22 protein-coding genes are annotated in these 25572 nt (G+C 44.9%); 10 read left to right on the top strand and 12 right to left on the bottom strand.

Annotated elements, in window-relative coordinates; translation table 11 throughout:
* Nucleotides 1-6: 6 nt before the first annotated feature.
* From AC0KUT_RS07310 to AC0KUT_RS07300, 3 genes are all read right to left on the bottom strand, one after another.
* Nucleotides 7-3030: a TonB-dependent receptor gene (locus tag AC0KUT_RS07310; protein WP_488834737.1), complete on the bottom strand. Its 3024-nt coding sequence runs from the start codon at nt 3028-3030 to the stop codon at nt 7-9.
* A 385-nt stretch (nt 3031-3415) separates the two neighbouring features.
* Complete coding sequence (gene ung / locus AC0KUT_RS07305) at nt 3416-4102, bottom strand: uracil-DNA glycosylase (protein ID WP_488834736.1); 687 nt, start codon at nt 4100-4102, stop codon at nt 3416-3418.
* A gap of 91 nt (nt 4103-4193) precedes the next feature.
* Entirely contained in the window at nt 4194-4796 is a 603-nt protein-coding gene (locus AC0KUT_RS07300; RefSeq protein ID WP_488834735.1) for a peroxiredoxin, read from the bottom strand.
* A gap of 433 nt (nt 4797-5229) precedes the next feature.
* Between AC0KUT_RS07300 and AC0KUT_RS07295 the strand changes: the two genes are divergently transcribed.
* Both AC0KUT_RS07295 and bfr read left to right on the top strand, forming a co-directional pair.
* Entirely contained in the window at nt 5230-5439 is a 210-nt protein-coding gene (locus tag AC0KUT_RS07295; protein WP_488834734.1) for a bacterioferritin-associated ferredoxin, read from the top strand.
* A 210-nt stretch (nt 5440-5649) separates the two neighbouring features.
* Nucleotides 5650-6126: a bacterioferritin gene (gene bfr, locus AC0KUT_RS07290; RefSeq protein WP_488834733.1), complete on the top strand. Its 477-nt coding sequence runs from the start codon at nt 5650-5652 to the stop codon at nt 6124-6126.
* A 92-nt stretch (nt 6127-6218) separates the two neighbouring features.
* Here the strand turns inward: bfr and AC0KUT_RS07285 are convergent, their stop codons facing one another.
* From AC0KUT_RS07285 to AC0KUT_RS07275, 3 genes are all read right to left on the bottom strand, one after another.
* Nucleotides 6219-7076, bottom strand: coding sequence for a general secretion pathway protein GspB (locus tag AC0KUT_RS07285; protein WP_488834731.1), 858 nt, complete (start codon nt 7074-7076; stop codon nt 6219-6221).
* A 1-nt stretch (nt 7077) separates the two neighbouring features.
* On the bottom strand, nt 7078-8793 hold the full coding sequence (locus AC0KUT_RS07280) for an AAA family ATPase (protein ID WP_488834730.1): 1716 nt from the start codon (nt 8791-8793) through the stop codon (nt 7078-7080).
* A 178-nt stretch (nt 8794-8971) separates the two neighbouring features.
* Entirely contained in the window at nt 8972-10135 is a 1164-nt protein-coding gene (locus tag AC0KUT_RS07275) for an MFS transporter (protein ID WP_488834729.1), read from the bottom strand.
* A gap of 292 nt (nt 10136-10427) precedes the next feature.
* Between AC0KUT_RS07275 and gcvP the strand changes: the two genes are divergently transcribed.
* The gene (gcvP, locus tag AC0KUT_RS07270) at nt 10428-13337 is read left to right on the top strand and encodes an aminomethyl-transferring glycine dehydrogenase (protein ID WP_488834727.1); all 2910 of its coding nucleotides are present in this window, start codon (nt 10428-10430) and stop codon (nt 13335-13337) included.
* Nucleotides 13338-13546: 209 nt separating this feature from the next.
* Here gcvP and AC0KUT_RS07265 read toward each other — a convergent pair whose 3' ends face one another.
* The 3 genes from AC0KUT_RS07265 to AC0KUT_RS07255 form a co-directional block, all read right to left on the bottom strand.
* The gene (locus AC0KUT_RS07265; protein ID WP_488834725.1) at nt 13547-14473 is read right to left on the bottom strand and encodes a DUF4365 domain-containing protein; all 927 of its coding nucleotides are present in this window, start codon (nt 14471-14473) and stop codon (nt 13547-13549) included.
* A 197-nt stretch (nt 14474-14670) separates the two neighbouring features.
* Entirely contained in the window at nt 14671-16479 is a 1809-nt protein-coding gene (locus AC0KUT_RS07260) for a hypothetical protein (protein ID WP_488834723.1), read from the bottom strand.
* Nucleotides 16480-16839: 360 nt separating this feature from the next.
* On the bottom strand, nt 16840-17652 hold the full coding sequence (locus AC0KUT_RS07255) for a hypothetical protein (RefSeq protein ID WP_488834721.1): 813 nt from the start codon (nt 17650-17652) through the stop codon (nt 16840-16842).
* A 729-nt stretch (nt 17653-18381) separates the two neighbouring features.
* On the opposite strand from AC0KUT_RS07255, the gene AC0KUT_RS07250 reads away from it, so the two are divergent.
* Together AC0KUT_RS07250 and AC0KUT_RS07245 are read left to right on the top strand one after the other, a co-directional pair.
* On the top strand, nt 18382-19293 hold the full coding sequence (locus tag AC0KUT_RS07250) for a TIGR01777 family oxidoreductase (protein ID WP_488834720.1): 912 nt from the start codon (nt 18382-18384) through the stop codon (nt 19291-19293).
* Nucleotides 19294-19296: 3 nt separating this feature from the next.
* Nucleotides 19297-19824 (top strand): lipocalin family protein, encoded by a 528-nt coding sequence (locus AC0KUT_RS07245; protein WP_488834717.1) that lies wholly within the window; start codon nt 19297-19299, stop codon nt 19822-19824.
* Nucleotides 19825-20053: 229 nt separating this feature from the next.
* Here the strand turns inward: AC0KUT_RS07245 and AC0KUT_RS07240 are convergent, their stop codons facing one another.
* Nucleotides 20054-20512 (bottom strand): GNAT family N-acetyltransferase, encoded by a 459-nt coding sequence (locus AC0KUT_RS07240; protein ID WP_488834716.1) that lies wholly within the window; start codon nt 20510-20512, stop codon nt 20054-20056.
* 372 nt (nt 20513-20884) lie between these two features.
* Between AC0KUT_RS07240 and AC0KUT_RS07235 the strand changes: the two genes are divergently transcribed.
* Nucleotides 20885-21076: a Thivi_2564 family membrane protein gene (locus AC0KUT_RS07235; RefSeq protein ID WP_488834715.1), complete on the top strand. Its 192-nt coding sequence runs from the start codon at nt 20885-20887 to the stop codon at nt 21074-21076.
* A 19-nt stretch (nt 21077-21095) separates the two neighbouring features.
* On the opposite strand, the gene AC0KUT_RS07230 is transcribed toward AC0KUT_RS07235, so the two are convergent.
* Complete coding sequence (locus AC0KUT_RS07230) at nt 21096-21311, bottom strand: TIGR02450 family Trp-rich protein (RefSeq protein WP_488834714.1); 216 nt, start codon at nt 21309-21311, stop codon at nt 21096-21098.
* Nucleotides 21312-21423: 112 nt separating this feature from the next.
* On the bottom strand, nt 21424-21612 hold the full coding sequence (locus AC0KUT_RS07225) for a CopG family transcriptional regulator (protein WP_488834713.1): 189 nt from the start codon (nt 21610-21612) through the stop codon (nt 21424-21426).
* Nucleotides 21613-21735: 123 nt separating this feature from the next.
* On the opposite strand from AC0KUT_RS07225, the gene dauA reads away from it, so the two are divergent.
* From dauA to AC0KUT_RS07205, 4 genes are read left to right on the top strand one after another with little or no spacing between them, the layout of a single operon-like run.
* Nucleotides 21736-23442, top strand: a complete 1707-nt coding sequence (dauA, locus tag AC0KUT_RS07220; RefSeq protein ID WP_488834712.1) for a C4-dicarboxylic acid transporter DauA — start codon at nt 21736-21738, stop codon at nt 23440-23442.
* A 47-nt stretch (nt 23443-23489) separates the two neighbouring features.
* Complete coding sequence (locus AC0KUT_RS07215; protein WP_488834710.1) at nt 23490-23720, top strand: hypothetical protein; 231 nt, start codon at nt 23490-23492, stop codon at nt 23718-23720.
* A gap of 42 nt (nt 23721-23762) precedes the next feature.
* Complete coding sequence (locus tag AC0KUT_RS07210; RefSeq protein ID WP_488834709.1) at nt 23763-24536, top strand: spermine/spermidine synthase domain-containing protein; 774 nt, start codon at nt 23763-23765, stop codon at nt 24534-24536.
* Nucleotides 24537-24565: 29 nt separating this feature from the next.
* Nucleotides 24566-25570, top strand: coding sequence for an isocitrate dehydrogenase (locus tag AC0KUT_RS07205; RefSeq protein WP_488834708.1), 1005 nt, complete (start codon nt 24566-24568; stop codon nt 25568-25570).
* Nucleotides 25571-25572: the final 2 nt, after the last annotated feature.

Raw genomic sequence — 25572 nt, 5'->3', positions numbered from 1 at the left:
GGAAAATTAGAATTGGAATTTAGCACCTACAACAAATCTACGCTCTGCAGCAGTATTGCTACGGAAGAAGTTTGTGTATTCGATATAACGTCTTTGCTCTTCAGCACCCAAGTTAATACCTTCGGCGGTCAAAGAGAAGTTGTCAGTTACATCATAGCTAACCGACATATCCATTTGGCCATAGGCATCATAGAAGCTGGCAAAGTTAGCTGGCTCTTGATTAGCATTGCCCGCAATAGTTTCCAAAGTGTAGTCTGGAGATAGGTACTCATCTCTCCAAGTGTAAGAAATACGCGCATGTAATTTGTCATTTTCATAGAAGCCCAACACGTTAAAGGTGTTTTCAGACACACCAGGTAACGGAAGTTTTTTATGAGTGAATGATGCCAAATCAGTACTTGAACCAGAGTAAGTATAGTTAACAGCAAAACCTAAGCCGTTATCAAAGCCTTTCTGGAAAGCGATTTCGAAACCCTTAACGCTACCACCAGAACCATTGGTAGTTGAGTTAACTTGACCAACAGTAGAGCCGTCAGTAGTTGAGTCATCTACACGTGTAGGCGTTGCTATACCTGCAGGGAAAGAATCTACAACCTTAATAAACGTTGCAACCGATAAATAGCTCAGATCATCAAAGTAGTATTCATAAGCCAAGTCAGCCTGAGTAGCACGGAATGGATCGAGCGTTGGGTTACCCACAGTACCATTTACAAACTCATAACCGCCACGAGCATCGTTACGGGTAAAGTTATAGTTAGCTCCATGACCTAATGCTTGCGCATCTGGTTGAGACATTACACGAGCCATCGCAAAGCGAAGTTTTTGATCTTCTGCGGTATCCAAAGAGAAGTTCAAGCTTGGCAGCACATCGGTGTAGGTTTTGTTGATCGAGAAATCGCCCAAAACTATAACAGGACCATTCCAAGAGTCAGTTCCTGACCACAAGTCGTCAGGAGTAGTTTGTCCGCCTGTAGTGGTAGTATCAGTCTTAACAATACGCACACCCATATTCAAGGTGTAAGGTACTGCATCGCCTTCAAGATTGATTTCTGCATAGGCAGCTGTAACAGTTCTATCTACATTCCAAGATTGAACCTTGTCTTCATACCACTGAGTTGGAGCGCCCGCAGCCATACCAGACAACCAAGCTGCCGGATTGCCCATTTTAGCCGGATCAACAAAAAGCCCTGAAGATATTGCACCGCCAGTGGGGAAGAAGTCATTAACTTTGACATACAACTCCGGCTTATCAGTAAACTGATTCCACGGCATTACACCAACAGAGTTACCATCCCAACGGCCAGCATCGATACCGTAAAGCACGTCGGCAAGATTTTTACCTGAAGAGGTCACAGAGCCATAAGCAGGGTTAGAGATATTGGCATCTACATAGCGAGTAGTTGGGCCCCACAATTGGTTATCGCTTATACCATCGCCATCAACATCACCCAAGTTGTGACCATCAGGAATAAATGCCCCAACGCCCTGAACACCGGACAGCGGTAAAGCACCTTTGCTTAAGTCAACTTGATAATGACCTTCAGTAAAGTCAACTTCGTTATTCGCATGGCGAATACCGAACTTAACATTTTTAATATCACCCACTTCAAGATCATAGGTTGCATTTACGGCTGCCGTTAATGACTCATTCGTTGAACGATCACCATAGGCCCAATTTGATTTGTACAAGAAATTTGCTGGGTTAGTCAAAGCGGCAGCAGCAGCAGGGCTTAATGACCAGCTTGGAATACCACTAGCAGACTGACTATTTAAGGTAACAAAACGTTCGCCAGTATCTCCAACAACCGCATTAGGTGCAGAATTTTTCCAACCGGTAGCGCTGCTACTATCAAGACGGTTCACACCATAGGGCTGATAACGGGCATCGGCAAATGCAGCATCTTTACTCAAATCAGAGCTTGCATAAGACAAGGCACCATCAAAATGCAATACATCACTTGAATCAACTTTAAAGCCAAGCTTGAAGTTGTCAGTCGAAATGTCAGTCAGATCGCGATAGCTGTTATTTTCGCCAGAAGTAGTGAAGCTACCCTGAGTAACAACGCCATTCGAATCAATTTTGTAGGGCTTGGTAGTAATTAAAGAGCCACCATCGGTATTCAAGGTGTACTTCATAGAGTACGAACGGTCATCGATACTCAAGTCCGAATGAAACCAGTCAAAGGTGAATTCTGAGTTGTCTGTAGGGGCCCAAGCCAAAGCCAAAGAGGCACCAACGCGCTCACGATTAAATTCTTTGTCAGTCTCATATTGCATACCGGGTACTATATAGTCTTCTCCGGCAGGAGTTGTCTGAAACCCGAAACTGTTTCTGTTAAGATTTTGAGCCTCATCTACATGCACTACTTTTTGGGTAGCACTTAAAGATAGTATGGCGCCGAAATTATCCCATGAATTACCTAAAACCAAAGTAGCGCTTGGTTTGGCTTCATTTGAATAATCACCAATATCAGCTTTTACATTTCCTGCAATTACCGGCTCTTTTAAGGTCAAAGGGCTGCGAGTCTTTAGATTGATAATACCGCCTACAGCGCCTTCCACATCTGAGGCTCTGGCAGTTTTAATAATCTCTACGCCACCGAGTAATTCCGATGGCACACCTTCTAAGGAGCCATCAAACTCAGTACGGCCTTCACCTGCTTGGTAATATTCCATACCACTAATAAATGATTCGCCGTTTAATAAGGTGATGTTGTTACCCAAACCGCGAATACGGACTTTAGTACCTTCACCACCCGAGCGGTCAATTTGTACACCAGGTACACGCTGCAATGAATCTGCTACGTTTTGATCAGGCATTTTGCCAATATCATCAGCGGTAATAGCCTCGACCACTTGATTTGAATTACGTTTAATATCAACAGAACGTTCCAGTGCACTTTTAATGCCTGTAACCATAACCTGCTCAACGTTGTCCTGGGCAAATGAAACACTGCTAAAACCAGCGGCCGCAACAGAAGCAACAGCTGTCGCTAACATTTTTTTCTTAAAGCTTATAGTTTTGTACATGGAGCTCTCCATTATTATCGTCAGGAATTATATTTTCCGGTACACACATGCTTGAGCTGCCATCTTGTGCAGATTAGAAGCCAAACATAATCGCCCTCGGTATGAAGACGAATCCTTATCGAGTGGTTGTTAATATTTTAGATATCACTCAATTTAATGCTTTTAAGCTCCTCCTCTAAATGCTCATATTTTGTATAAATATTGAGCTTACATTTTGCTGGTTTTTAGGGAGGCTACTCAGCTTGCGCACAAAACTACTACTATGTGACAGCGCTGTCAATTAGCTGAGAATGAGATCACATATAAATTTGAAGGCGAGTTTGATCATGCAATCTAATATACAAAATGACCATATGCCTCTATTAAATCCATGGGGGGGATCTATCTATAATTGCCAGTTAATTGGAGATAATCCATGCTGTATTAGGTAGCTATTTGCCTTACTGAAGTGGCCGCAACCTATGAAGCCTCTATAGGCAGACAGCGGCGATGGGTGAGGTGCAGACAAAACCAAATGCTTAGTTTCATTAATTAACCCCTTTTTCTTTTGAGCGTGACTTCCCCACAACAGAAACACCACTGCAGGGCACTGGTCATTAACGAGCCGAATCGCGCAATCAGTAAACTGCTCCCATCCCTGCCCTTGATGCGCTGCTGCGCGCCCTTGCTCAACCGTTAAACACGTATTTAACAGCAGTACACCTTGGTTGGCCCAGACTTGCAAACACCCATGTTCTGGAATTGTTTGGTGTACATCGCGCTCAAGCTCTTTATAGATGTTTAGCAAAGACGGCGGTATTGCAACGCCAGGCTGTACTGAAAAACACAAACCATGTGCCTGATTTGGCCCGTGATAGGGATCCTGGCCCAAAATAACTACCTTTACTTGGCCGAGCGGCGCCGAATTGAATGCATTAAAAATATACTGTGGCTCAGGGTAAATAACTTTCCCTATACGCCTTTGCTCTGCTAAAAAAACATTGAGCTGCAACATATAGGGCTGCTCAAATTCTCTCGCTAAATACTCTAGCCAGCTCGAATGTAAATCAATTTTTTTCCGCTCGTTTACCATAACAAAGCCCATCACTCTCCAAGATGCAAAAAGCCCGACACTAGGTCGGGCTTTTTGCATGCGTTACAAAATATAACAATTTACGCAAATCTTACAGCTTGTCACCGTGTGCGCTCAAGTAAGCCGCTACACCAGTAGGTGATGCATCCATACCTGCATCGCCATCTTTCCAGCCAGCAGGGCAAACTTCGCCATGCGCTTGATGGAATGCCAAGGCATCAACCATACGCAACATTTCATCAACGTTACGGCCTAAAGGCAGGTCATTTACAACTTGATGACGAACCAAACCGTCTTCGTCGATCAAGAAAGAACCGCGATAAGCAACGCCTTCATCTGCCTCTACATCGTAAGCGCGGCAAATTTCGTGCTTAACATCAGCTACCAAGGTGTATTTTACTGGGCCAATACCGCCATCATTTATTGCAGTATTACGCCATGCGTTATGACTAAATTGAGAGTCAATAGAAACACCAATCACTTCTACATTACGCTTTTTGAATTCTTCTACACGGTGATCGAATGCCAACAACTCAGAAGGACATACAAAGGTGAAATCCAGTGGATAGAAGAAAACAACTGCTTTCTTGCCTTTAGTAGCGGCAGAAAAACTGTAGCTATCTACGATTTCGCCATTTGCCAATACTGCTGCTGCAGTAAAATCTGGTGCTTGTTTACCTACTAATACGCCCATGTTTCATCTCCTAATAAGGGTTAATCTAGCTGGGGTTACTGATCTATAGTTAATTGATCGCGCCTGCTCCGCAAGCGCAACCAAGAAAAGTAATGCATAACTCTTTATTGATTACCTGAATATCATCAATAGTGCGCAGCTATAATACACAGCCCCCCTCAAGAGTCACATTAATTTTTTATATAACACCTGCCCTTTCTCGCTATAGCTCAAAGCGTGTACAAACCGAGCCACCCCCTCAATCACATATGTACTATCCGCACACACAAATGATAAGTGTTCGCAAACATTGTTGACACAGATTCTCATTAAGATTAAGATTTAACAGTTGCTGCAACATCTGGCAAATAAAGAACGCACTAGGTGTTGGATGCAGCATAAAACTTGATTAATAAAATCGATAGTTTGACTAACTGAGAGCCAGGTGAACCGTATGTACGTTTGTCTTTGCAAGGGTATTACAGACCGTCAAATCAAAGCCGCTATAAATGATGGCGCCAACTCCATCGGCCAGCTGCGTAAGGCATTGGGTGTGGCAAGCCAATGTGGCAAATGCTCCGCCACTACCCGTGAAATACTGCAAGAAACACTTTGCGAAGCACCGCTACTTAATGGCATGCCGCAATACTACGCACTAGCCTAAAAACATCTGGCGCTCGTTTAACAATATGAGCGCTGAACTTATTCGCCTAGAATCCCCCTCTCCCCACACCTAGACCATTTCCCTTTATTTTCAATAGCTTAGCCATAATGCAGCCAACTTTTATCACTTGACACTCTCTTGCCAGAGGGCCAGACTCTCCCTTTAATTTTCAGCCCCCTTTTATATCAAGCAGCCCCAAAGGAGAAACCTATGAAAGGTGATGCACAGGTTATAGCGGTATTAAACAAAGTTCTCGGCAACGAACTCGTCGCCATCAATCAATATTTTTTACATGCGCGTATGTACAAAGATTGGGGATTAAAAGAACTTGCCGATCACGAATACCATGAATCAATCGATGAAATGAAACACGCGGATGCCTTGGTTGAGCGTATTTTGTTTTTGGAAGGTTTACCCAACCTGCAAGACTTAGGCAAGTTGCACATTGGTGAAAATACCGAAGAAATACTCAAATCCGACTTACGTGTGGAGTTGAAAGCGATTCCCGACTTGCGCGACGGCATCATTATTTGCGAAGGCGTGCGCGACTTCGTAAGCCGCGATCTTTTAAAAGATATTCTTGAGTCTGAAGAAGAGCATGTAGATTGGATCGAAACACAGTTATCACTGATTGAAACTGTTGGCCTGCAAAATTACTTGCAATCTAAAATGGGAAGTATTTCTTAATCGCTATTAAGCACTTTTAATACGAAAAAAAGAGTCTCTCAATAAGACTCTTTTTTATTTTTTGAAGCCACGATGTATTCACATACCTAGACTTACATATTTACCCAGCCATTCAGTGCGCGTAATTTAAACACCTTATCTTTAAAACGCAGCACTACGCCATCGGCCAAAATTTCCTGCACCACAAAATCGCCCGACACCAAATTACCTTGGCCGCTTGTCTGGCCATTAATGACGACACTGCTGATATTGTTAGCCGCATAATTGTGGCGCGAATAGCTAATGGTGGGAATCTGCTGTTTAAGATTCCAGGGTAAATCATTAAATGCAGTCACATCGGTCATGGAGTCGTAGGTGCGCGCAACGGTAACCGTTGAATCTGCTGCTGCGCGTGAAATAATTGCAACATTGCGCGGCTCTATTCTATCCGCCGTCAAAGGTTGTGCCGCCTGAACCACCAAAGGGTCCACAATAGATTCAGACTCAATCGGTTCATCGTCGGCGGTATAGAGCTCATCAATAGTAGGATCAAGCGCAGCCGCAGCAGGCTCCTCAGCGGCATAAAGCTGATCAACTTTGACCGACTCATCAGGAGACTTTACGTGCGAAGACTCAGGCTCAGGCCTAGCCACAATCTCGACCACAGGCGCTACTTCAGTTGCTACTTGAGTCACTGCGGTGGTAGTTGAGGGCTCTGGAGTTGACCGTTTTGAAATTGTAAGTACAGTAGTCGAGGACGCAGCGCGTCCGCTTCCCGAGAAATACCACCCACTCGCCACCGCCAATAGTAGGCACGCAATAACCAAGCTAAACCAAAGCCCAAACTTGGACTTGGGCGCCGCTACAGCAGCGTAATCCGCCGCCTGGTGAAGCGTATTTAAGTTAGGAACACCCTCTTTATTTTTACGATCCTGCTCGGCTCGATTAAGCGCATCTAAAATTAATGACATATCAGCGCCCCACTCCTGAAGATGAAGCAGCAGCTTCAACAGAAGACCTCGGTAGTTGAGATGCATCGATTTCAATTAAAAGACGATCCAAGCCCAAGACTTCATTTAATCGCCTCAAGGTTTGCGCACCCACTTCCCCCGTGGGTAATATTTTTTGACTTGCCTGAAAAAACTCAACGCGCTTTTTAAGCTTATCCGTAAAAAAGTGACGCGTTAGTGCCGCGGGCTGTTTATCCAGCTGAGCAAACTGTTCAGCAAGCCAAGTAACCATAGGCCCCTGATCACCTAGGCGAATAGTCTCTTTAAATTCGGCTGGGCGTGACCATACATACAGCAAGTCACCATTCCAGTCCTGCGCTAACTGCGACCAAGGAACTAACTTTTTCTCTCCATTGTGCAAGAGCATGGCGTAGTTATCGCTCAAGCCAATCAAGAGCACATAAGCCCATTTTTTATCCGGGGTTACTAAAGTCATAAGCGCAGGGCGATTAACATCTTTCAGCTCATCCCAGCTATTCACTTTTGCTTTCTCACAGCTAAATCCCTTCGCCGTTAAAGAGCTGCAGGGTGCGTCAGGCTTAACATCTTTTATGTCTAAATAGTCGAGCAAATCCAACTGTGCCGCTGCGAGCTCCCGCTGACTAAACGCGAACATATCCAACGTAGGCGCACTTGATACCGTTATTTTATGACTAGGAGCAGATGCAGGATTTAAAGACTGTGCACTAGTATTGAGTGCACTAGCCTCAGTAATGACTGGCGCCGTATGAGGCTCAGTTATCTGTGCAGCTTCATCCGGTACGAAGCGCCACACAAGCCCCATAATAATAATTAACACCAGAATAAATAGGCCGTGATAGCCAGAGCGAGTCGCCGCTTTTTCCAGTGCCCGCTCGTGTTGAGAATTTGTGCCCGCCACCTCGCGCACTGCAACATCAAAAGTATCATTATCGATTTGCTGTTTATGTTTAGCGTAGGAACCAAGTAATAAACGTTCGCACAAAATATTGATTAGGCGCGGCACGCCGCCACTAAACCTGTGAATTCTTTTAATCATCGCCGAGGTGAACGGATTTTTATACTCCGCCATACCCGCCACACTGAGGCGATGACTTATGTAGGCATGGGTTTCCGCCAGCGAGAGTGGCTCCAAATGAAAGCGCGCAGTAATTCGCTGGGATAATTGCCGCAACGCTGGGCGCGCCAAGAGGGTTTTTAACTCTGGCTGACCAATGAGCATTATTTGCAGCAGCTTTTCGGTAGTAGTTTCCAAATTTGTTAAGAGCCGAATTTGCTCTAACACGGGCACCTTGAGTAATTGTGCCTCGTCAATCAACAAAACCGTACGACGTCCCTTTTGATGATTGACCATCAAAAAGGCATGGAGCGCATCCGTAAGTTCCTTAATGCCTGCATCATCATCTATATAGCTCGCACCTAACTCTTCGCAAATGGTGGTCAACAACTCCAACACACTTGCCATGGGGTTGAGAATAAATGCGATGTCGGTATTTTCCGGCAGCTGCTCCAATAAACAGCGTAAAATGGTAGTTTTGCCCGTTCCCACCTCGCCCGTCAGCATCACAAAACCACCGTTCTGAATGCCATAAACGAGGTGTGCTAAAGCCTCCCGGTGTTGATCACTCATATAGAGATAACGGGGATTTACGGCGATAGAAAAGGCAGGCTCATTCAGCCCAAAAAATTCATGGTACATAATAGGTTTACGCAGAGTTACATTATTGTTCGGCTAAGCGCTGATCACTCGGATCATTGCTCGCAGCGCAATTGTTATTGGCACTGAAGGCGCAAATGTCCTTCAACATTCATCCAATAACAAACGACTGGCGGCGGAATCATAACAGACTCACGCCGCGATTCGATTGACATGAGACTCAGTCAGCCAAAGATAGTTTACGACGGCTTTCAATCGCCACGGAAAAAGCGAGAATACAAATGAATATAATCGCCAACCACAAGAGCGGCTGCCAGCCCAAACGGTGATATAGCCACCCCGTTACACCAGCGGTTAGGGTCATAGTGGCGAAGGTGACGAACTCATTCAATGCCTGCAAACGCGAGCGTATAGCGGCATCGCTCACCTGGGTCACTAGAGTGCTGCCGCCTATGTACATAAAATTCCAGCCCACGCCCACCAACATCAACGACCAGTGGAAGTGCTGCAATTCCAAGCCCAACAACGCCATTACACAGCCGCTCACTAAAATCGCACAACCTAGGTAGGCGATAGGCAAAGCGCCGTAGCGGCCAATTAATTTCCCCGTTATGAGCGAAGGGGCAAACATCCCCAACAGATGCCACTGAATCACACTGGCGGCATCCTGCGGCCCAAAGCCGCAACTATGCAGCGCCAAAGGCCCAGCCAACATCACCATCATCATCATGGCATAGCCTCCCGCACAAAAAACCATTGCCGTAATGGCACGCGGGTAAGCCAGCACAACCTTCAACGCAACGGGAGCTGCAACCTGATATTGCCGTTTAGGCAGCGACATAAAGCTAAAAATAGGTACCGCCAGCAAAACCATAGCCGCCACCGCCAGATAAGACCCTAGGTAATCCTGCGCAAACCAATGCAAACTTTGGCTACCCAACAGTGGCCCCAAAAGCGCCGCTAAAATACCGCCATTCAGCACCCAGGCAATAGCCGTACTTTTTTGTGCAGGCTCAGGCACCGAGTCTGCCGCCGCAAAACGATAGTAAAGCGCAGTAGCTTGAAAACTCCCCATCAACAAACCCGCCGCGCAAAACAGCACAAAGGATTCACACCAAATAGCAAAAGCAGCCAGCAAGCTACCTAAAACCCCAAGAACAGCGCCAAGAGCAAAGCCGCGCTGATAGCCCATGCGCGCAAAAAAACGCGGCAAAAGTAACGTCAAGATAGCGGTAGTAGCCGACATAGAGAGAAACGGTAAGGTTGCGAGCACCATACTGGAGGCCAAACGCTCACCCACCAAACCATTAAACGATATGCCCACCGCTGCTGAGGTCATCCATAAAAACTGGCAGAGCCCTAATAACACTGCATTTTTGTACATACTTATATCCTTAAGAACGATGAAGTGCGCCTTTTTACCACAAATGCCACGAATGCCACGAATTCACAGCATTGAAAATTTACCGTTTTCTAAATGCGCGCACCACTCGCCTGTTTTTAGCCCCTAAACCCATTAGAACGCGAATCTTGAGCCGCTTTTCAGCACGCCTTGATTGCCCGCTGGCGCCCAAGTTGGTACCATTGCCGCCTTTTTAAGCAGACCCATTCAAAGCAGATCTGCCCCCGCCTTTATCGCTTTAACCTTGACGCCTTAACCATTAAAGAGACTCTTTATGTCAGTTGATTTTCGCTCAGCTTCCCTCGACCATTTGGCTTACAACGACGAATTTGTCCAGCGCCACATAGGCCCAGATGCCCAACAGACCGCAGCCATGTTAGCGACCTTGGGTGTTGCGTCTGTCAAAGAGCTGATCGATAAAACTGTACCGGAAAAAATCCGCCTCAAAGGCGAGTTAGCACTGGGTAGCGCCGTCACGGAAACTAACGCCTTGGCAGAACTAAAAGCCATCGCCAGCAAAAATCGCCTCTTTAAAAACTATATCGGCATGGGCTACCACGACACTCACGTCCCCCATGTGGTGTTGCGCAATGTGTTAGAAAACCCCGGTTGGTACACGGCTTACACGCCCTACCAACCCGAGATTGCGCAAGGCCGCCTAGAAGCACTGCTTAATTATCAACAAATGATCATCGACCTTACCGGCATGGAAATGGCTAACGCCTCGGTGTTAGATGAAGGCACAGCCGCTGCTGAAGCCATGGCCATGTGTAAGCGCCAAAACAAAAAGAGCCGCTCCGATGTGTTCTTTGTAGATGCCGACACTCACCCGCAAACCATCGCCGTGGTGCAAACCCGCGCCGAACATTTTGGTTTTGAAGTCCATGTTGCCAAGGCCGACGAACTCGCCACCGGCGATTACTTTGGCGCTCTGCTGCAATACCCCGGCTCAACCGGCCAAGTGCGCGACCTCACGGATTTAATCACCGCCGCCCACAGCAACAACTGCTTAGTGACGGTTGCCTCTGACTTAATGGCACTCATGCTACTTAAATCGCCCGGCGCCATGGGTGCCGATGTAGTCGTCGGCACTAGCCAACGCTTTGGCGTACCTATGGGTTTCGGCGGCCCGCACGCAGGCTTTTTTGCCTTCCGCGATGCCTACAAGCGCTCTGCGCCCGGTCGTATTATTGGTGTATCTATAGATACACGCGGCAAGCAGGCACTGCGCATGGCCATGCAAACTCGCGAGCAACATATTCGCCGCGAGAAAGCCAACTCCAACATTTGCACCTCGCAAGTATTGTTGGCCGTCATGAGTGTTTTTTACGCCATCTACCACGGTCCCGACGGTTTAAAGCGCATCGCCAACCGTATTCATCGCCTCACCGCCATTGCCGCTGCTGCGCTTAAAGCAAAAGATTTTGGCTTGGTAAACAGCCAATTTTTCGACACCATTACAGTTATTGTTGGCGACAATCAAAAAGCCATTTATAACGCGGCGCTCGCCGCTGAAATTAACTTGCGTTTAGTGGGTAATGACAGCCTCGGCATCAGCATAAATGAAACCACCACACTGGCAGATCTTGCGCACTTGCTCGACGTATTTGGCGTAACCGGCGTTGATCTCACCGCACTCGATAGCCAAATCAGCGAAGGTAAAAACCTCACCGCCGCCAACAGTATTCCCGCTGAGCTGCTGCGCAGCGACGCCATTTTAAGCCACCCAGTGTTCAACAGTTTCCACAGCGAAACCGAAATGTTGCGCTATTTGAAGCGTTTGGAATCTAAAGACATAGCGCTCAACCAAGCGATGATCCCGCTCGGCTCCTGCACCATGAAACTCAACGCCACGGCGGAAATGATTCCCGTCACTTGGCCCGAGTTCGGCAAGCTGCACCCCTTTGCGCCCATTGATCAAGCCAGCGGCTACAGCCAATTATTTGAAGAACTGCAAGACATGCTCAAAGCCTGCACCGGCTACGATGCGATAAGCCTGCAGCCCAACGCCGGTTCGCAAGGCGAATACGCAGGTCTCGTCGCCATCAAAAAATACTTTGAAAGCAAAGGCGAATCCCAGCGCGACATCTGCTTAATTCCCGCCTCTGCCCACGGCACTAATCCCGCTTCTGCGCAAATGGTCAGCTTTAAAGTCGTGGTGGTTGCCTGCGACAACAAAGGCAATGTGGACTTGGAAGACCTAGCGGCAAAAATCGCCCTGCACGGCGAGCAAATCGCCTGCATCATGGTCACCTACCCTTCTACTCACGGCGTGTTTGAAGAAGGCATCACCCAACTGTGCGACATGGTGCACGCAGTCGGCGCACAGGTTTACATCGACGGCGCCAATATGAATGCACTGGTCGGCGTAGCCGCACCGGGTAAATTCGGCGGCGACGTATCCCACTTAAATTTGCACAAAACCTTTTGTATTCCCCACGGCGGCGGCGGCCCCGGCATGGGCCCAATCGGTGTAGGCAAACACTTGGAGCCCTTCCTCGCGGCGCACCCCGTGCAAGCCGTACCCGGCACCGATATCGCCAACGGCACCATCTCCGCCGCACCTTGGGGTTCTGCCAGCATTCTGCCCATCAGCTGGATGTACATCAAAATGATGGGTGCCGTCGGCATGCGTCAAGCCACCGAATTCGCCATGGTCAACGCCAACTATGTGGCCAAAAAACTGGAAGACGCCTACCCGATTTTGTACAAAGGCACTAACGGCTTTGTGGCCCACGAATGCTTATTAGATTTGCGCCCACTCAAAGAAGCGAGCGGCATTAGCGAAGAAGACATTGCCAAGCGCCTAATGGATTTCGGTTTCCACGCACCTACCATGTCCTTCCCGGTAGCGGGCACCCTTATGATCGAACCGACCGAGTCGGAATCCAAAGCGGAGCTGGATAAATTCATCGACGCCATGCTGATCATTCGCGAAGAAATTGCGCAAATTATCAACGGCGGCATCACGCTTGAGACCAGCGCCCTGCACAATGCGCCCCACACTCAAGACGACGTCATGGACGAAAACTGGAGCCGTGCCTACAGCCGCGAAACCGCCGGCCGCCCCGCCAGCTGGTTAAAAAACCACAAGGTATGGCCCACGGTAAATCGTATCGATAATGTGTATGGCGACAGAAATCTACACTGTTCCTGCGCCCCCATTGAAAACTACATAGAGTAAATTTTTTGGTAAAACTGACAATTAAAGTTGGAAACTAAAAAAAACAAAAAGGCGACTCACATTGAGTCGCCTTTTTGTTTTGTGTTGTCATAAATTGAACGCGACTAGGGCTGTTTCCGGCCATTAGCGGACCTTGGAGACGGGATGCTCAGTAAAGGGAAAGATTGATTTTGATGTCGCATTTACCTAATTTTTACCACAATCGCTTGTCATACCCGGTTCCGCGAACTATCAACCCAATTACGGTACTTTTGATATTGAGTTTCAGCTCGAAAACTGGCACAAAAATCTACGATATTCGCATCTTTTGCTAGCCAATAATCACTATACCTAACTAGTGTGATTTCTTTTATTTTTTCGATGCAATTCAATAGTTTTATGTCAATAAGCTTTAGGATCTCAGTCATATGATATTCATACATTTCAACGTAACTTCCGATCTTATTATCTGAAATGAAAATATCTATTGGTACGAAATCCCAATAGATATCTAACAGCGCACAAATATGTTCGATTTTACTGTAAAGGCCACGCAAACCTCTTTCCCTTCCCTCATCATCAATTGGCATATGAATATCACGTCCATGGTTTTCACCGAAGAACTTAGAAAAGTTCTCATAAAGCATCATTATTCCTGTTATCTGTGACTCTAGTTCTGGTAACTTTTCACACTCAACAAATGCATTAACAAACTTATCTGGAGTGAATATGTCAGAACCACTTACCTCATAAAAAAAATTTTCACATGATTTATAGCGCGAAAAATTACTCCTAACATATGTATTTACAGGTATGAAATATAGTTTTTTTGTTTCCTCGTCAGTAAAAAAAACAAATGTTATAACGTTAGAGCTAAGCCACAAATTAGTAGTTCTTTTATCAATTGCATAATGTTTATAAATACCAGAAGTATTGAAGATGAATTGGCTGCTTGCCTTCAATTGAATTGCTGCGATTTTACCATTTACTTCATTATTCAGCGTTGTAAGTTCAACTAATGCATCAAACCCATAATCTCGCTCGGTGAGCTCTCTAACCATCCAATTATTTGGAAGCGCATTGTTAAAAATCTTATATGACATTGTCTCTAAGATATGATTTGTATGACGCGTTGGAAATTCTTTATCAAATACCATTTTTATTCTCGAACTAGGATTCACTTCATTAAAGGGCATATACGGCACAAACAATCTCAATTAGTTGCCACTCGCATTTGGCTGTCCACTTTGCGCGCAACTGAGTCGGCTGGGATACATTGAATTTTGGATCGAATCAATTGCACCGCATATCGGCCAAGAGCGGACATCAACTATAGCGGTGAGGCTAGCACTTCTTAATTTACCGGGCGAATACACAAGCTACTATATTTGATGTCAACATCCTTATTAGTTAGATATTTGTTTTTTTCTTCTATTCCGAGGTGATAGCAAATAATTGCGTCAGCAACCGTCATTAAACTATTTTCTTCGCCACATGCGGCACTAGTAAATACGGCCTTATAACATACCATTAAGTAATCTACGAGGTGATTCACAATTTGAGGCTTAACTCCTGATATATGACCAAGGTGAGCTATTTTGTTCCTATAAAGATAGAGCCTTCTAAGCTGTCTGATGACGTCACTATCTGTTTTTTTAAGTCGTTCTTTAATTTTTTCTCGCGAAGATATTTCTTCAAAAACAATTTTTAGCCGAAATTTAAGATGTTCTTTACCATTTAGTAAATCAAATAATTTGATTGCTAATTTCTCGTCAAGCAACGAGTTATGAAAATCAGAGGGTTGAATACTTTTATCGAAGACTCCACTTTCATTTGAAAAGGTAGACTTGAAGTCTTCAGGTATAGACACTTTATATGCTGTAAGCAACTTCAATATGTAACCAGCCCTTTTTAACAGGGTACTATATGCATATGCTTGAGGAACAAAATCAACAATTTTTCCAATTATGTTTGTGCCCGACAAGCCAATAAATAAAGTTTCCAGAGATATCCACGTATTAAGCAATTTTTGTTCAATTGATACACTATCTCTTCCTATATTAAGATATCTAAGCGAGCGTCCGAGATGATCAAGCGATTCTCTAGACAAGACTTTATTTAATTTCTTCCCCATTTCTGGCATATCAAAGCTTACGTTACGATCATGCGATAAAAAGCGTACAAGCAAATCAATATTTGTGCTTTGTTTGTATGTATGCCCGGCTACTTTAAACACAGCGAGAGAATTCTTAGATTGGGATATATTTAGATTAATTTCTTTGGCTCGAATGAAGTCTAATGCTTGGTCCATTAACTCTTTAGCCTTCCATGATGCACCAATGTAATCTAAAGAGCGCACTTCTGAAACCACGTATAAATTATAATCACCGCGAAATATTGTTGTAGAAAACATATCTAGGTTATCAGGTATTGATTCCATAAACTGAACGTCATAAAAGTGTTCGTTTTTAAGTAATGTTTCCTTTTTATTTGTCTGTAACTTGAAATAAATAGTGAATTGCCTTTCTTTGCCATCAAGCTTCCCTATAACGGAGTTAAATTGCTGTTGGAAATTTTTAGTTCCGTAGTTATTTATCCTAGTAAAATACTCCATTCGGTTAAATAAATATGTTGGTGAATAACCACGAGAAAGGAGGCTGCTTACATATACAGAAAGGGTTGAATATATGGCGGATAAATTCCTATCTGTCTTGCTTAGGTCAACACTCCCAACTACACAATCTCTCAGATTATTTACTATCTGTATATAATAATTCTCCCTGTTTCTCATAATGGATTTTAAGCAAGCAACGGCCTTGTCAGAAAAATTTTTCTTTACGTTGTCCTTTCCAAATTCAATAAAAATCAATTTCATAATTTCTATCTCTCGCTTGTAGAAAGACTCAGCGATAGGGTCGAATGTGATCGAAGATTGAAATTCTTCAACTGAATTTTGAAGAATACTAAGATACTTAGGGTCTTCATGATACAAATCAATGGATTCAATCAACTCTTGGGCTGAAGATATCACATTCATCAATCTTGCCTGATAAAAATGTGGGGTTTCCATCGAAAGAAGCTCGCGAAATAATTCCACGAAAAATCGAGGTCTATAATCTGCAAATGGTAATTCGCTCCAAGTACTTTCTGATATAGCTTTCAATATAGATCCTTAGATTTGTTTACATGAAAATAAAAATTTTTATTTAAATTATAGGGCTCTGACCTTCGACACTCTTCAGTCTTGGGAGCACTCAAATTATAAAGAATTTACCGCTCCAGAGCATACTATTAACAATTCACAAATATCTGCCTTGGACACAACTGAGTCGGTATGGATGCATTGAAAATTACATCAGGTCAATTCCATCGCATACAGCCTAGAGCGGAAGTTGGCACCTAATGTAGATTGGGTAGAAATGCCTAACGTTTTTAATTGAATATAATTGTTGGGCATAACCGCCCAAACTACGTGCTAGTTCTTTGAACAAATTACCTAAGAGTAAGAAACCAGCGCGAGGCATTAGCGGGGCTGCGCAGTAGTGCTAGATGCGTCACTAGGAGAGGTTGAATATGTTTTCGATAATGGAATATTCCCTAGCGCCTTTTCTACCAGATCGAGATAGATTTCCTCTGTAGGATAATCAAAATAGCTCCTCTCATATTGATATTGGAAATAACTTGAAATGTCTATATAAACAAAGAAATATTGAACTTTCATGCCCGCGCCTAATTCTTCGTATTTTGTTTCTTTATTAAATAAAATAAGATCACCACCCCAGGCAACGTCTTTGGACAAAGATTCAATTTTCATATTCGGTCGATCAATATACCATCTAAAATATGACCGCCTTAAATTAATCTCGTAGTAAGATACTAATGCTTTTGTCTTGGTGGTGGAAAACTCTGGAAATAGATTGTACTGAACTTCGTCCGAAAGAAATAATTCCAAATACTTCTGATATTTTTCGCCTTGATTTTGATTTTCCTCTATGTTTTTTAATTCGACCATAACCTCATGTTCATCCAAACGTTTTACATGGGTACCATGTGAAACAATATCAACTCTATATAGTATCTCCTTTAAAATTTTTAATCTTTCTAGATTTAGCTCACGTTCCTTTTCATAGACCCCATATAAAAACCCAATGATGCTTATTGATAAACCCGTTAAGATCCACATACCTAACGAGGTATTAAGCCAAGCTATAAAACCATTTCGTACAGAAGCTGATTTGACATTTGATTTATGCATAAAAATAGATGTAAATTTAATGCGCCTGTTTTCTAGAATATCCAGCAGTTTTGCGTAACGCTTTGATGGTAATTTATTCATTATTGAAATTTCCTTGTTACAAAATTATTCTTGCTTGTTAGATTCCCTTATGGATATGAGCTAATCGTATTGTTTCCAGTATTGTTGACTTTGATGAATTTCCCCCTCCCGGTTAAATAGAAGATATTTTCTGATGGGATGCTCCACTAAAATTTTCACTCCACGAAATTTTTACCGTTATTTTTATATCTTTAAAAATTTAAATCTCTCTAGCATTGCTGTACAAAGGCTTGAACTTTAGTGTCCGCTTTGGGCACTTTCCAGCCCCTCACAAAACCTTACATAGGTTCAACTGTCTACCTAAGCCCCCGAATATAACAACCTTTGCCCATCACTCATAATATTAATTTTCCCCACAGCAAAAACCCTCACCCGTCAATTACACCGTATTACGTAAAGCTTTTCGCCCTCACCTATAGTCCATTCACACATTGGTGCAATCATGCAACTGCCCCGCTATTGCAAGCTCTATGGGTGTTGCGACATATTCTGTGCGATGCTGGTTCAACCTGAGACCGAGTATTCGGCAACCTTCAAACCAAGGCCAACACCATTGTGTCGCATCAAAACTCTATTTTCTGGGCGTTTAGGCTTAGGTATTGCGGATATTCCGGCCATTATAAATTTGCATACCTATAATCTTTTTAGCCCTGCTTTACGTAAGGTAGGTTAATTGCCATTGCATGTGTGCTTAGTAGCTGCATGACCGCACCCAAGAAAAGGAAAAACATGAAAATTTTAATAACCGGCGGCACTGGCTTGATTGGGTCTGCGTTTATGCGCGCCTTTACACAGGAGGACTTTACTTGCCTTACGCGCTCGCCCGAGAAAGCAAAACGCCTGTTACCGCCTAATGTGAAGCTGTTGTCGTCGCTCTCGCAGTTGGCGAATTTAGATGAGTTTGATGCAGTTATTAATTTAGCGGGCGAAGGTCTTTTTGCTAAGCGTTGGAGTGAGCAACAAAAAACTGAAATTTGCCAAAGCCGCTGGGACCATACCGAGCAGCTCGTCAATTTATTCGCGCAGAGCAAAAACCCGCCTAAGGTTTTTTTAAGTGGCTCTGCAATTGGTGTATACGGCAACAATGGCGCGCACAGCTTGAGCGAGGACAGCTCGCTCACTAAAGACGATTTTGGCGCGCAGCTGTGTCAGCGCTGGGAGCAGATTGCACTCAAGGCCAGCACTTATACCCGAGTTGTTTTATTGCGCACCGGAATCGTGTTATCGCCACAAGGCGGCGCGCTCGCGCAAATGCTGCCCGCTTTTCGTTTTGGTTGCGGCGGGCGCATGGGTAATGGCGAACAATTTATGTCGTGGATTCACTACCAAGATCAGATCAATGCCATGCATTATTTATTGCACCAGCAAGACATTGCGGGGGCGGTAAATTTAGTGGCGCCTATTCCGGCGACCAATCGTGTGTTCACCCAGACACTCGCTCGCACCCTAAACCGCCCTGCTCTGCTTCCGCTACCGAAGCAGCTGCTAAAGCTGCTCTTTGGCGAAGCTGCGTGCCTAGTGTTAGACAGCCAAAAAGTGGTGCCGCAAAAACTGCTTTCAAATGGTTTCCAATTTCAATTCGAAAATTTGGCGGCTGCCCTCGTGCAACTCACTGCAACGCCTCGTCAAAAAGGAGACTAATTCATGCGCAGCCTATTTATTGTTATTTGTATCATGCTCAGCAGCTGTGTTGGTGTACCCGAAAACATTCAACCTGTGAGCAAATTTTCACTCGATCGCTATCTTGGCACCTGGTATGAAATAGCGCGATTAGACCACTCGTTCGAACGCGGGCTGGAACAAGTCACCGCAGATTACAGCCTGCGTGAAGATGGCGGTGTGAAAGTCATTAATCGCGGCTTTAACAGCGCCGTTAAAGAATGGAGCACGGCAGAAGGCAAAGCCTACTTCGTAAAAGACAGCAACACAGGGCATTTAAAAGTGTCCTTTTTCGGCCCCTTCTATGCGTCCTATATTATTTTTGATTTAGGGAATAACTACGAATACTCGCTGGTCACCAGTAAAGACAAATCCTACCTTTGGCTGCTGTCGCGCACTCCCACTATGGATAAGAAATTGCAACAAACATTAATCGCGCGCATGCAAAACCTTGGGTTTAGCACCAAAGATCTCATTTTTGTGACGCAAACTAAAAACAACACAGCAGAGTAAATACATATGAGTGACACCAACCGACTGCCCTGCCGCGGCTGCATGAGCAATTGCGCTAACTACGCTCAATGCGACGGAAAACTGTGGCGGCTTGCGCCAGAAAAAACAGCGCAGCAAAATGAGCAGATATTAAAAAGCTCCGCGCCAAAAGTCAGCGCGTTAAAATTGGTGTGACGGCGAGGAAGGCTCGCCAACGCATTGCTTAACCTTGTGATTTTTAGCAAAAAAATTAGCGGCTACTGAGCCTCTTTTCCATGAACACACTTAAGGGGTGCTCGGGGTAGCTCCCGAATGCACTGCAAGTGTGAAAACCATGCTTTGTATAAAACGCTAGCGCCTCGGGCTGCAAAGGCCCAGTCTCCAACTGTATAAGATAACAACCACGCTTGGTAGCCTCAGTTTCTAGCTTGAACAACACCTTAACGGCAGCGCCTTGCCCGCGGTGAGATGGCCGTACATACATGCGCTTTAGCTCTGCCGCCTCACCCGCCAGCACCAAGGCACCGCAACCAATTGCGACACCTGCGTCATCTCTTGCAACCACAAATAAAACATTTTCCTGTTCGAGCTGAGTTAAATCTAACGCGTAGCGCGCCTCTGCCGGATACAGCGTATCTTGGTAAGCATCCAACTCGTCAATAAGCGAAACGATTTCAGGCTGGTTTGGGGGTTCTAGCTGTACACGCATTATTACGACCTATTTATACTAATCCGCATGAAAACAAAATTTTCTGTGACGGCACGCTTATCTATTACTTAAGGTTTCTCGCCCCTGCAAACAATTCAGCCGCGCGTCCAGCGCACAAGACTTCAAGGTAGCAAGAACAGCGCTCAAACCTAATACACACATAAAGCCCTTAATGTTTGCGGGTAATGTATAGCCTTAGGTGAAGTTAAACTTGAAATAGCCTTTGTTCGCTAACGCACCGTCGCTTAGTGGTTTTCTCGCTATATTGCAAAACAAGGAGCCATTTATCTACTGCTTTTACGACTTTCGTTAAAAGTAGAGATGATGGCCATGTAACCACCCGTTTTTCATTGTTTTTAGAAGGAATAAAATATGGACCTTATTATTAATCTTATTGCCTATCTCGTGGTATTTGGGCTTGTGTGGTGGCTAGTAGCCATGCTTCCACTACCCGCACCTGTTGCTCAAATTGTGCGGGTGTTATTCACGATTCTACTGATTTTAATTATTCTTTCCGTGGTCGGCATTATTCCAGGCAACTACTTGCCGCGCTTAAATTTTTAGCGAATTTATTTTGCGGATACTATTTCCACCCATGAAGCCAATGGGTATCTATTTTTAAGTCGCGCCAATCTATTGGAAAGGCGCGTTTTGTCATAACAGCTTCAATGCAACACAAAACGACTACGCCCTCCTCATCAAATTCTATCTCAGACACTATAAAGTGCTTTTCTTTTTCTATCGGCGTAACCGCCGTCCATTTACTCTTGAGCAATTTCTTTGGGTTTATTGTATTCATCGGCGGTGGCCTGCACTCATTGTTGAGAGAATAGTAATATCACGCTAGGTGATGATTCATACGCAAAGAATGCCAAACCCAATCAGTCGCGCAAAATTATAGTAAACAGCCGCTATTCCTCAGAGCCTGGCGAATTGTGCGTTTGATTGGCATAGGTTGCCCCGTGCTTTTCTAGATATTCACGAATCAATTGGCGCACCACCTGCGACGGTGTTACGTCTTGGCTTGTACACAGCTGTTCAAATGCTGCTTTTTTGGTGGGATCAATCAATACGGTTAACCGAGCTGTTTTTTGTTCCATCTTATCGTCCTCTCTATAGGGTAAACCTGCCAATAGCATTGTAATAACATTATAATGTAATTACAATTTTATGAGAATATCGCTATACTGCTTGCCACCTAAATGCCTTTGGAGAGAAATAGCATGCCGCACAGAGCGCATTTGTTTTCCTTACGCATTGGTCATGCCTTCCGCGCTAGCTGTTTGACAGAAACCTACACATTGGGGCGCTTTAGAAAAGACCTCCTAGCAGGTCTAACCGTTGGTGTTATTGCTATACCTTTGGCCATGGCTCTGGCTATTGCCAGTGGCGTTGCCCCGCAATATGGCCTCTACACGGCCGCCATCGCTGGCTTTGTGATTGCACTTACTGGCGGCTCGCGCTATAGCGTTTCCGGCCCTACCGCTGCATTTGTGGTGATCCTCTACCCCATTACGCAAAAATATGGATTGAATGGCTTACTGCTAGCAAGCCTTATGGCGGGCATGATTTTAGTGATCATGGCGCTATTTCGCCTTGGGCGCCTCATTGAGTACATTCCCGAGCCTGTTACCTTGGGCTTTACTGGTGGCATAGGCGTGGTTATAGCTACGCTACAAATTAAGGATTTTTTGGGCCTGCCATTAACCCAGCTACCAGAACACTATGCAGAAAAAATTACCGTTCTGGCGCAATCCTTAAGCTTGGTGCACTGGCCTAGTGTGGCGGTGGCACTTGTTACACTCGCCATTATGCTGCTCTGGCCGCGCCTTAAAACCCCCATCCCTGCACACCTGCCCGCGCTAATCGCTGCAAGCTTTTTAGCGCTGGCCTTAAACAACGCAGGGTTACAGATTGAAACCATTTATTCGCGCTTCAGCTACACCGACGCCAATGGCACCCTTAACCAAGGTATTCCGTCCATGCTGCCAAGCTTGGCATGGCCATGGTCGCACTCAGCGGCCAATGAAGCGCCGCTCACATTAAGCTGGGGCTTACTGCGCGATTTATTGCCCGCCGCATTTGCCATTGCCATGCTCGGGGCCATTGAATCATTGCTCTGTGCTGTGGTGTTAGATGGCATGTCGGGCAAACGCCATAGCGCTAACAGCGAATTACTCGGCCAAGGTATTGGCAATCTACTTGTTCCTTTCTTAGGGGGAATTACCGCCACCGCTGCCATTGCACGTTCGGCTGCAAATTATAAAGCCGGCGCAGAATCCCCCGTAGCCGCCATGATTCACGCCTTAGTGGTTTTATTCGGGCTAGTAAGCTTTGCATCCATCTTGGGTTACCTACCCATGCCCGCCATGGCAGCACTGTTAATGGTAGTGGCTTGGAACATGAGCGAAGCCCCCAAAAGCTTTCACCTATTTAAAACGGCACAAGCCAGTGATCGCTGGATCTTCCTTTGTTGTTTTTTACTTACCGTATTGTTCGACATGGTAATAGCGATTACTGCGGGCATAATTCTAGCCGCTATTTTATTTATGAAAGAAATTGCCGATATTACTAAGGTCATTGAAATCACCAGCAACCTTCAATACCTCCCCAAAAAGCCGCCCGCAAACACCCGTATTTTTAAAATAACCGGGCCACTTTTTTTTGCTGCTGCCGATAAAATATTTGGTGAGTTAACCCAGTACTGCACGAAAAACACCATCACTATTTTGTATATGGACAACGTAAGTTTGCTGGATGCTGGCGGGCTATCTGCACTTACCAAGCTCATTGCACACTGCGAAAAAGTAAACGCGCAGCTCATACTGACCGACTTACAATTCCAGCCCTTAAAAACCCTTGCCAAAGCGAATATAACGCCTATAGCGGGTGTTTTTACATTATACCCACGCTTAACCGATGCACTATAAACAAACACTAGGCTCCCCTATCACCCGTTTTCTATTAGAGAGTGAAGATGAAACAATCAATTCTTAAAGATAAAGTGAATAGCAATGAAGTTTTCAATGTCGAGATGATGCGCAATCCGGCCGAGCTAACAGAATGGGTAATATGGATTAGAGATGAATCAGGAAAAAGCTTTTTATTAACCAATGATATCGATGTTGTGATGGCCGAAGTAGACATTAATAAATGCTTAGGAATGCTGCGTAACCTAGGCATAAAAAACGCCAACATTACGCTCTAATTTCCACTCACACATTTCATCAAGCAAGAACCAAGCATAGCTATGGCATTTACGTTAATAGGCAATACCGCGATGAGTAACGGAACCATTGTTCACAGCACCAGTGATTCCCTCGGCAATATTTTGGTCGTTGATTTTCCTCGCTATAGAGTGCTGAGTTTCGACTCTATTTATGAACAAAGCGGCTACTACCTCGAAAAGCCCTACGCACTCGTGCATGAATACACGCGCATTATGATGCTGGCTCTTGGGTTTATTAAACCTACCCACATCACCCTGCTAGGGCTTGGTGGTGGCAGCCTATTGCGCAGCCTGCATCACTGCTTATCCGATTGTGAATTTCACGTGGTTGAGCTGCGCCCTAAGGTATACGAAGTAGCAAAATATTATTTTGATATTCCTGATGACGAGCGCGTGCAAATAAGCATCGAAGATGCCGCGCTACACATAAAAGCCAGCAAAGACGCAAGTACCGATATTATTTTTGCAGACATGTACGACGCTTATCACATGAGCCCCATACAGGGGCAGCAACTATTCATCAAAAACTGCTGGCGAACACTGAGCGAAAAGGGATGGCTAGTTATCAACTACCATCGCCTACCGGATGTATCAACACCATTGTTTAAATGCTTGCTAGCGCACTTTCGCACCATAATGCTGTGCACGGGCGAATACGGTAATCATATTATTTTAGCCTGCAAGTCACATGTTATTGACTACGAGCAGGCGCCCATTCAATTAAAAATCATTGAGGGAATTCTGGGAGAAAGCCTCAGCCCCCTGTTGCATCGCATAACTCACCTAGCAGCATAATTCGCTATAAAACACCTAAGGCTTAAACAATGACCAGAACAATTAGTGTTATACGCGGCGACGGCATTGGCCCGAGCCTTGTTGATTCGGCCATCCAAATATTGGATAAAGCGGGGTGTAATTTTCAATATGAATACGTTGATGCAGGAATAAGCGCGCTAGAGAAGTATGGAAAACTACTCCCCCACATAACTACCAACTCGATTTCACACAACAAAATTGTACTCAAAGGCCCCCTCACCACACCGGTAGGTGAAGGTTTTACATCGATTAATGTTACTCTACGCCAACTCTTTAACCTCTACGCTAACGTAAGGCCTGCGATTACCTTCGAAGGGACTAAAGCTCGCTATAGCGATATTGACATTATTACCGTGCGCGAGAACACGCAAGGTATGTACTCCGGTGAAGGGCAGCGAATTACGGATAACGGCGCACGCGCTGAAGCCACCAGCGTCATTACCCGCGAGGGATCAGAAAATATTGTCACATTTGCTTACGAATTAGCACGTAAAGAAAAACGAAAAAAAGTCACCATTGTACATAAAGCCAATATTTTGAAATCCACCTCTGGGCTATTTTTAAATACTGCACGCGAAATAGCACTGCAGTACCCCGAAATAGCAACCAATGAAATGATAGTGGACAACACCTGTATGCAGCTGGTGATGAACCCTCATCAGTTTGATGTTATTGTCACCACCAATCTTTTTGGCGACATCATTTCAGACCTATGTGCAGGATTGGTAGGTGGGCTAGGCATGGCGCCTGGGGCAAATATCGGAAAGGAATATGCCATTTTTGAAGCAGTACATGGTAGCGCTCCCGACATTGCGGGGAAAAACATAGCAAACCCCAGTTCCATGATCTTGGCTTCCATACAAATGCTGCACCACTTAGGGCTAGATACGCAGGCGAATAAGATTGGCCATGCTTTACGTGATGCGATTAAAGTAGGTGACCGCACCACGCCAGACTTAGGTGGCACATGCGGCACAACAGATTTTACACAAGCGGTATTAGACAGGCTGTAACT

It is taken from the genome of Cellvibrio sp. 25HG11W-0 (genome assembly GCF_057815475.1).
The sequence above is the reverse complement of the archived record's forward strand: the minus strand, read 5'-3'. Positions and strand labels throughout refer to the sequence as shown.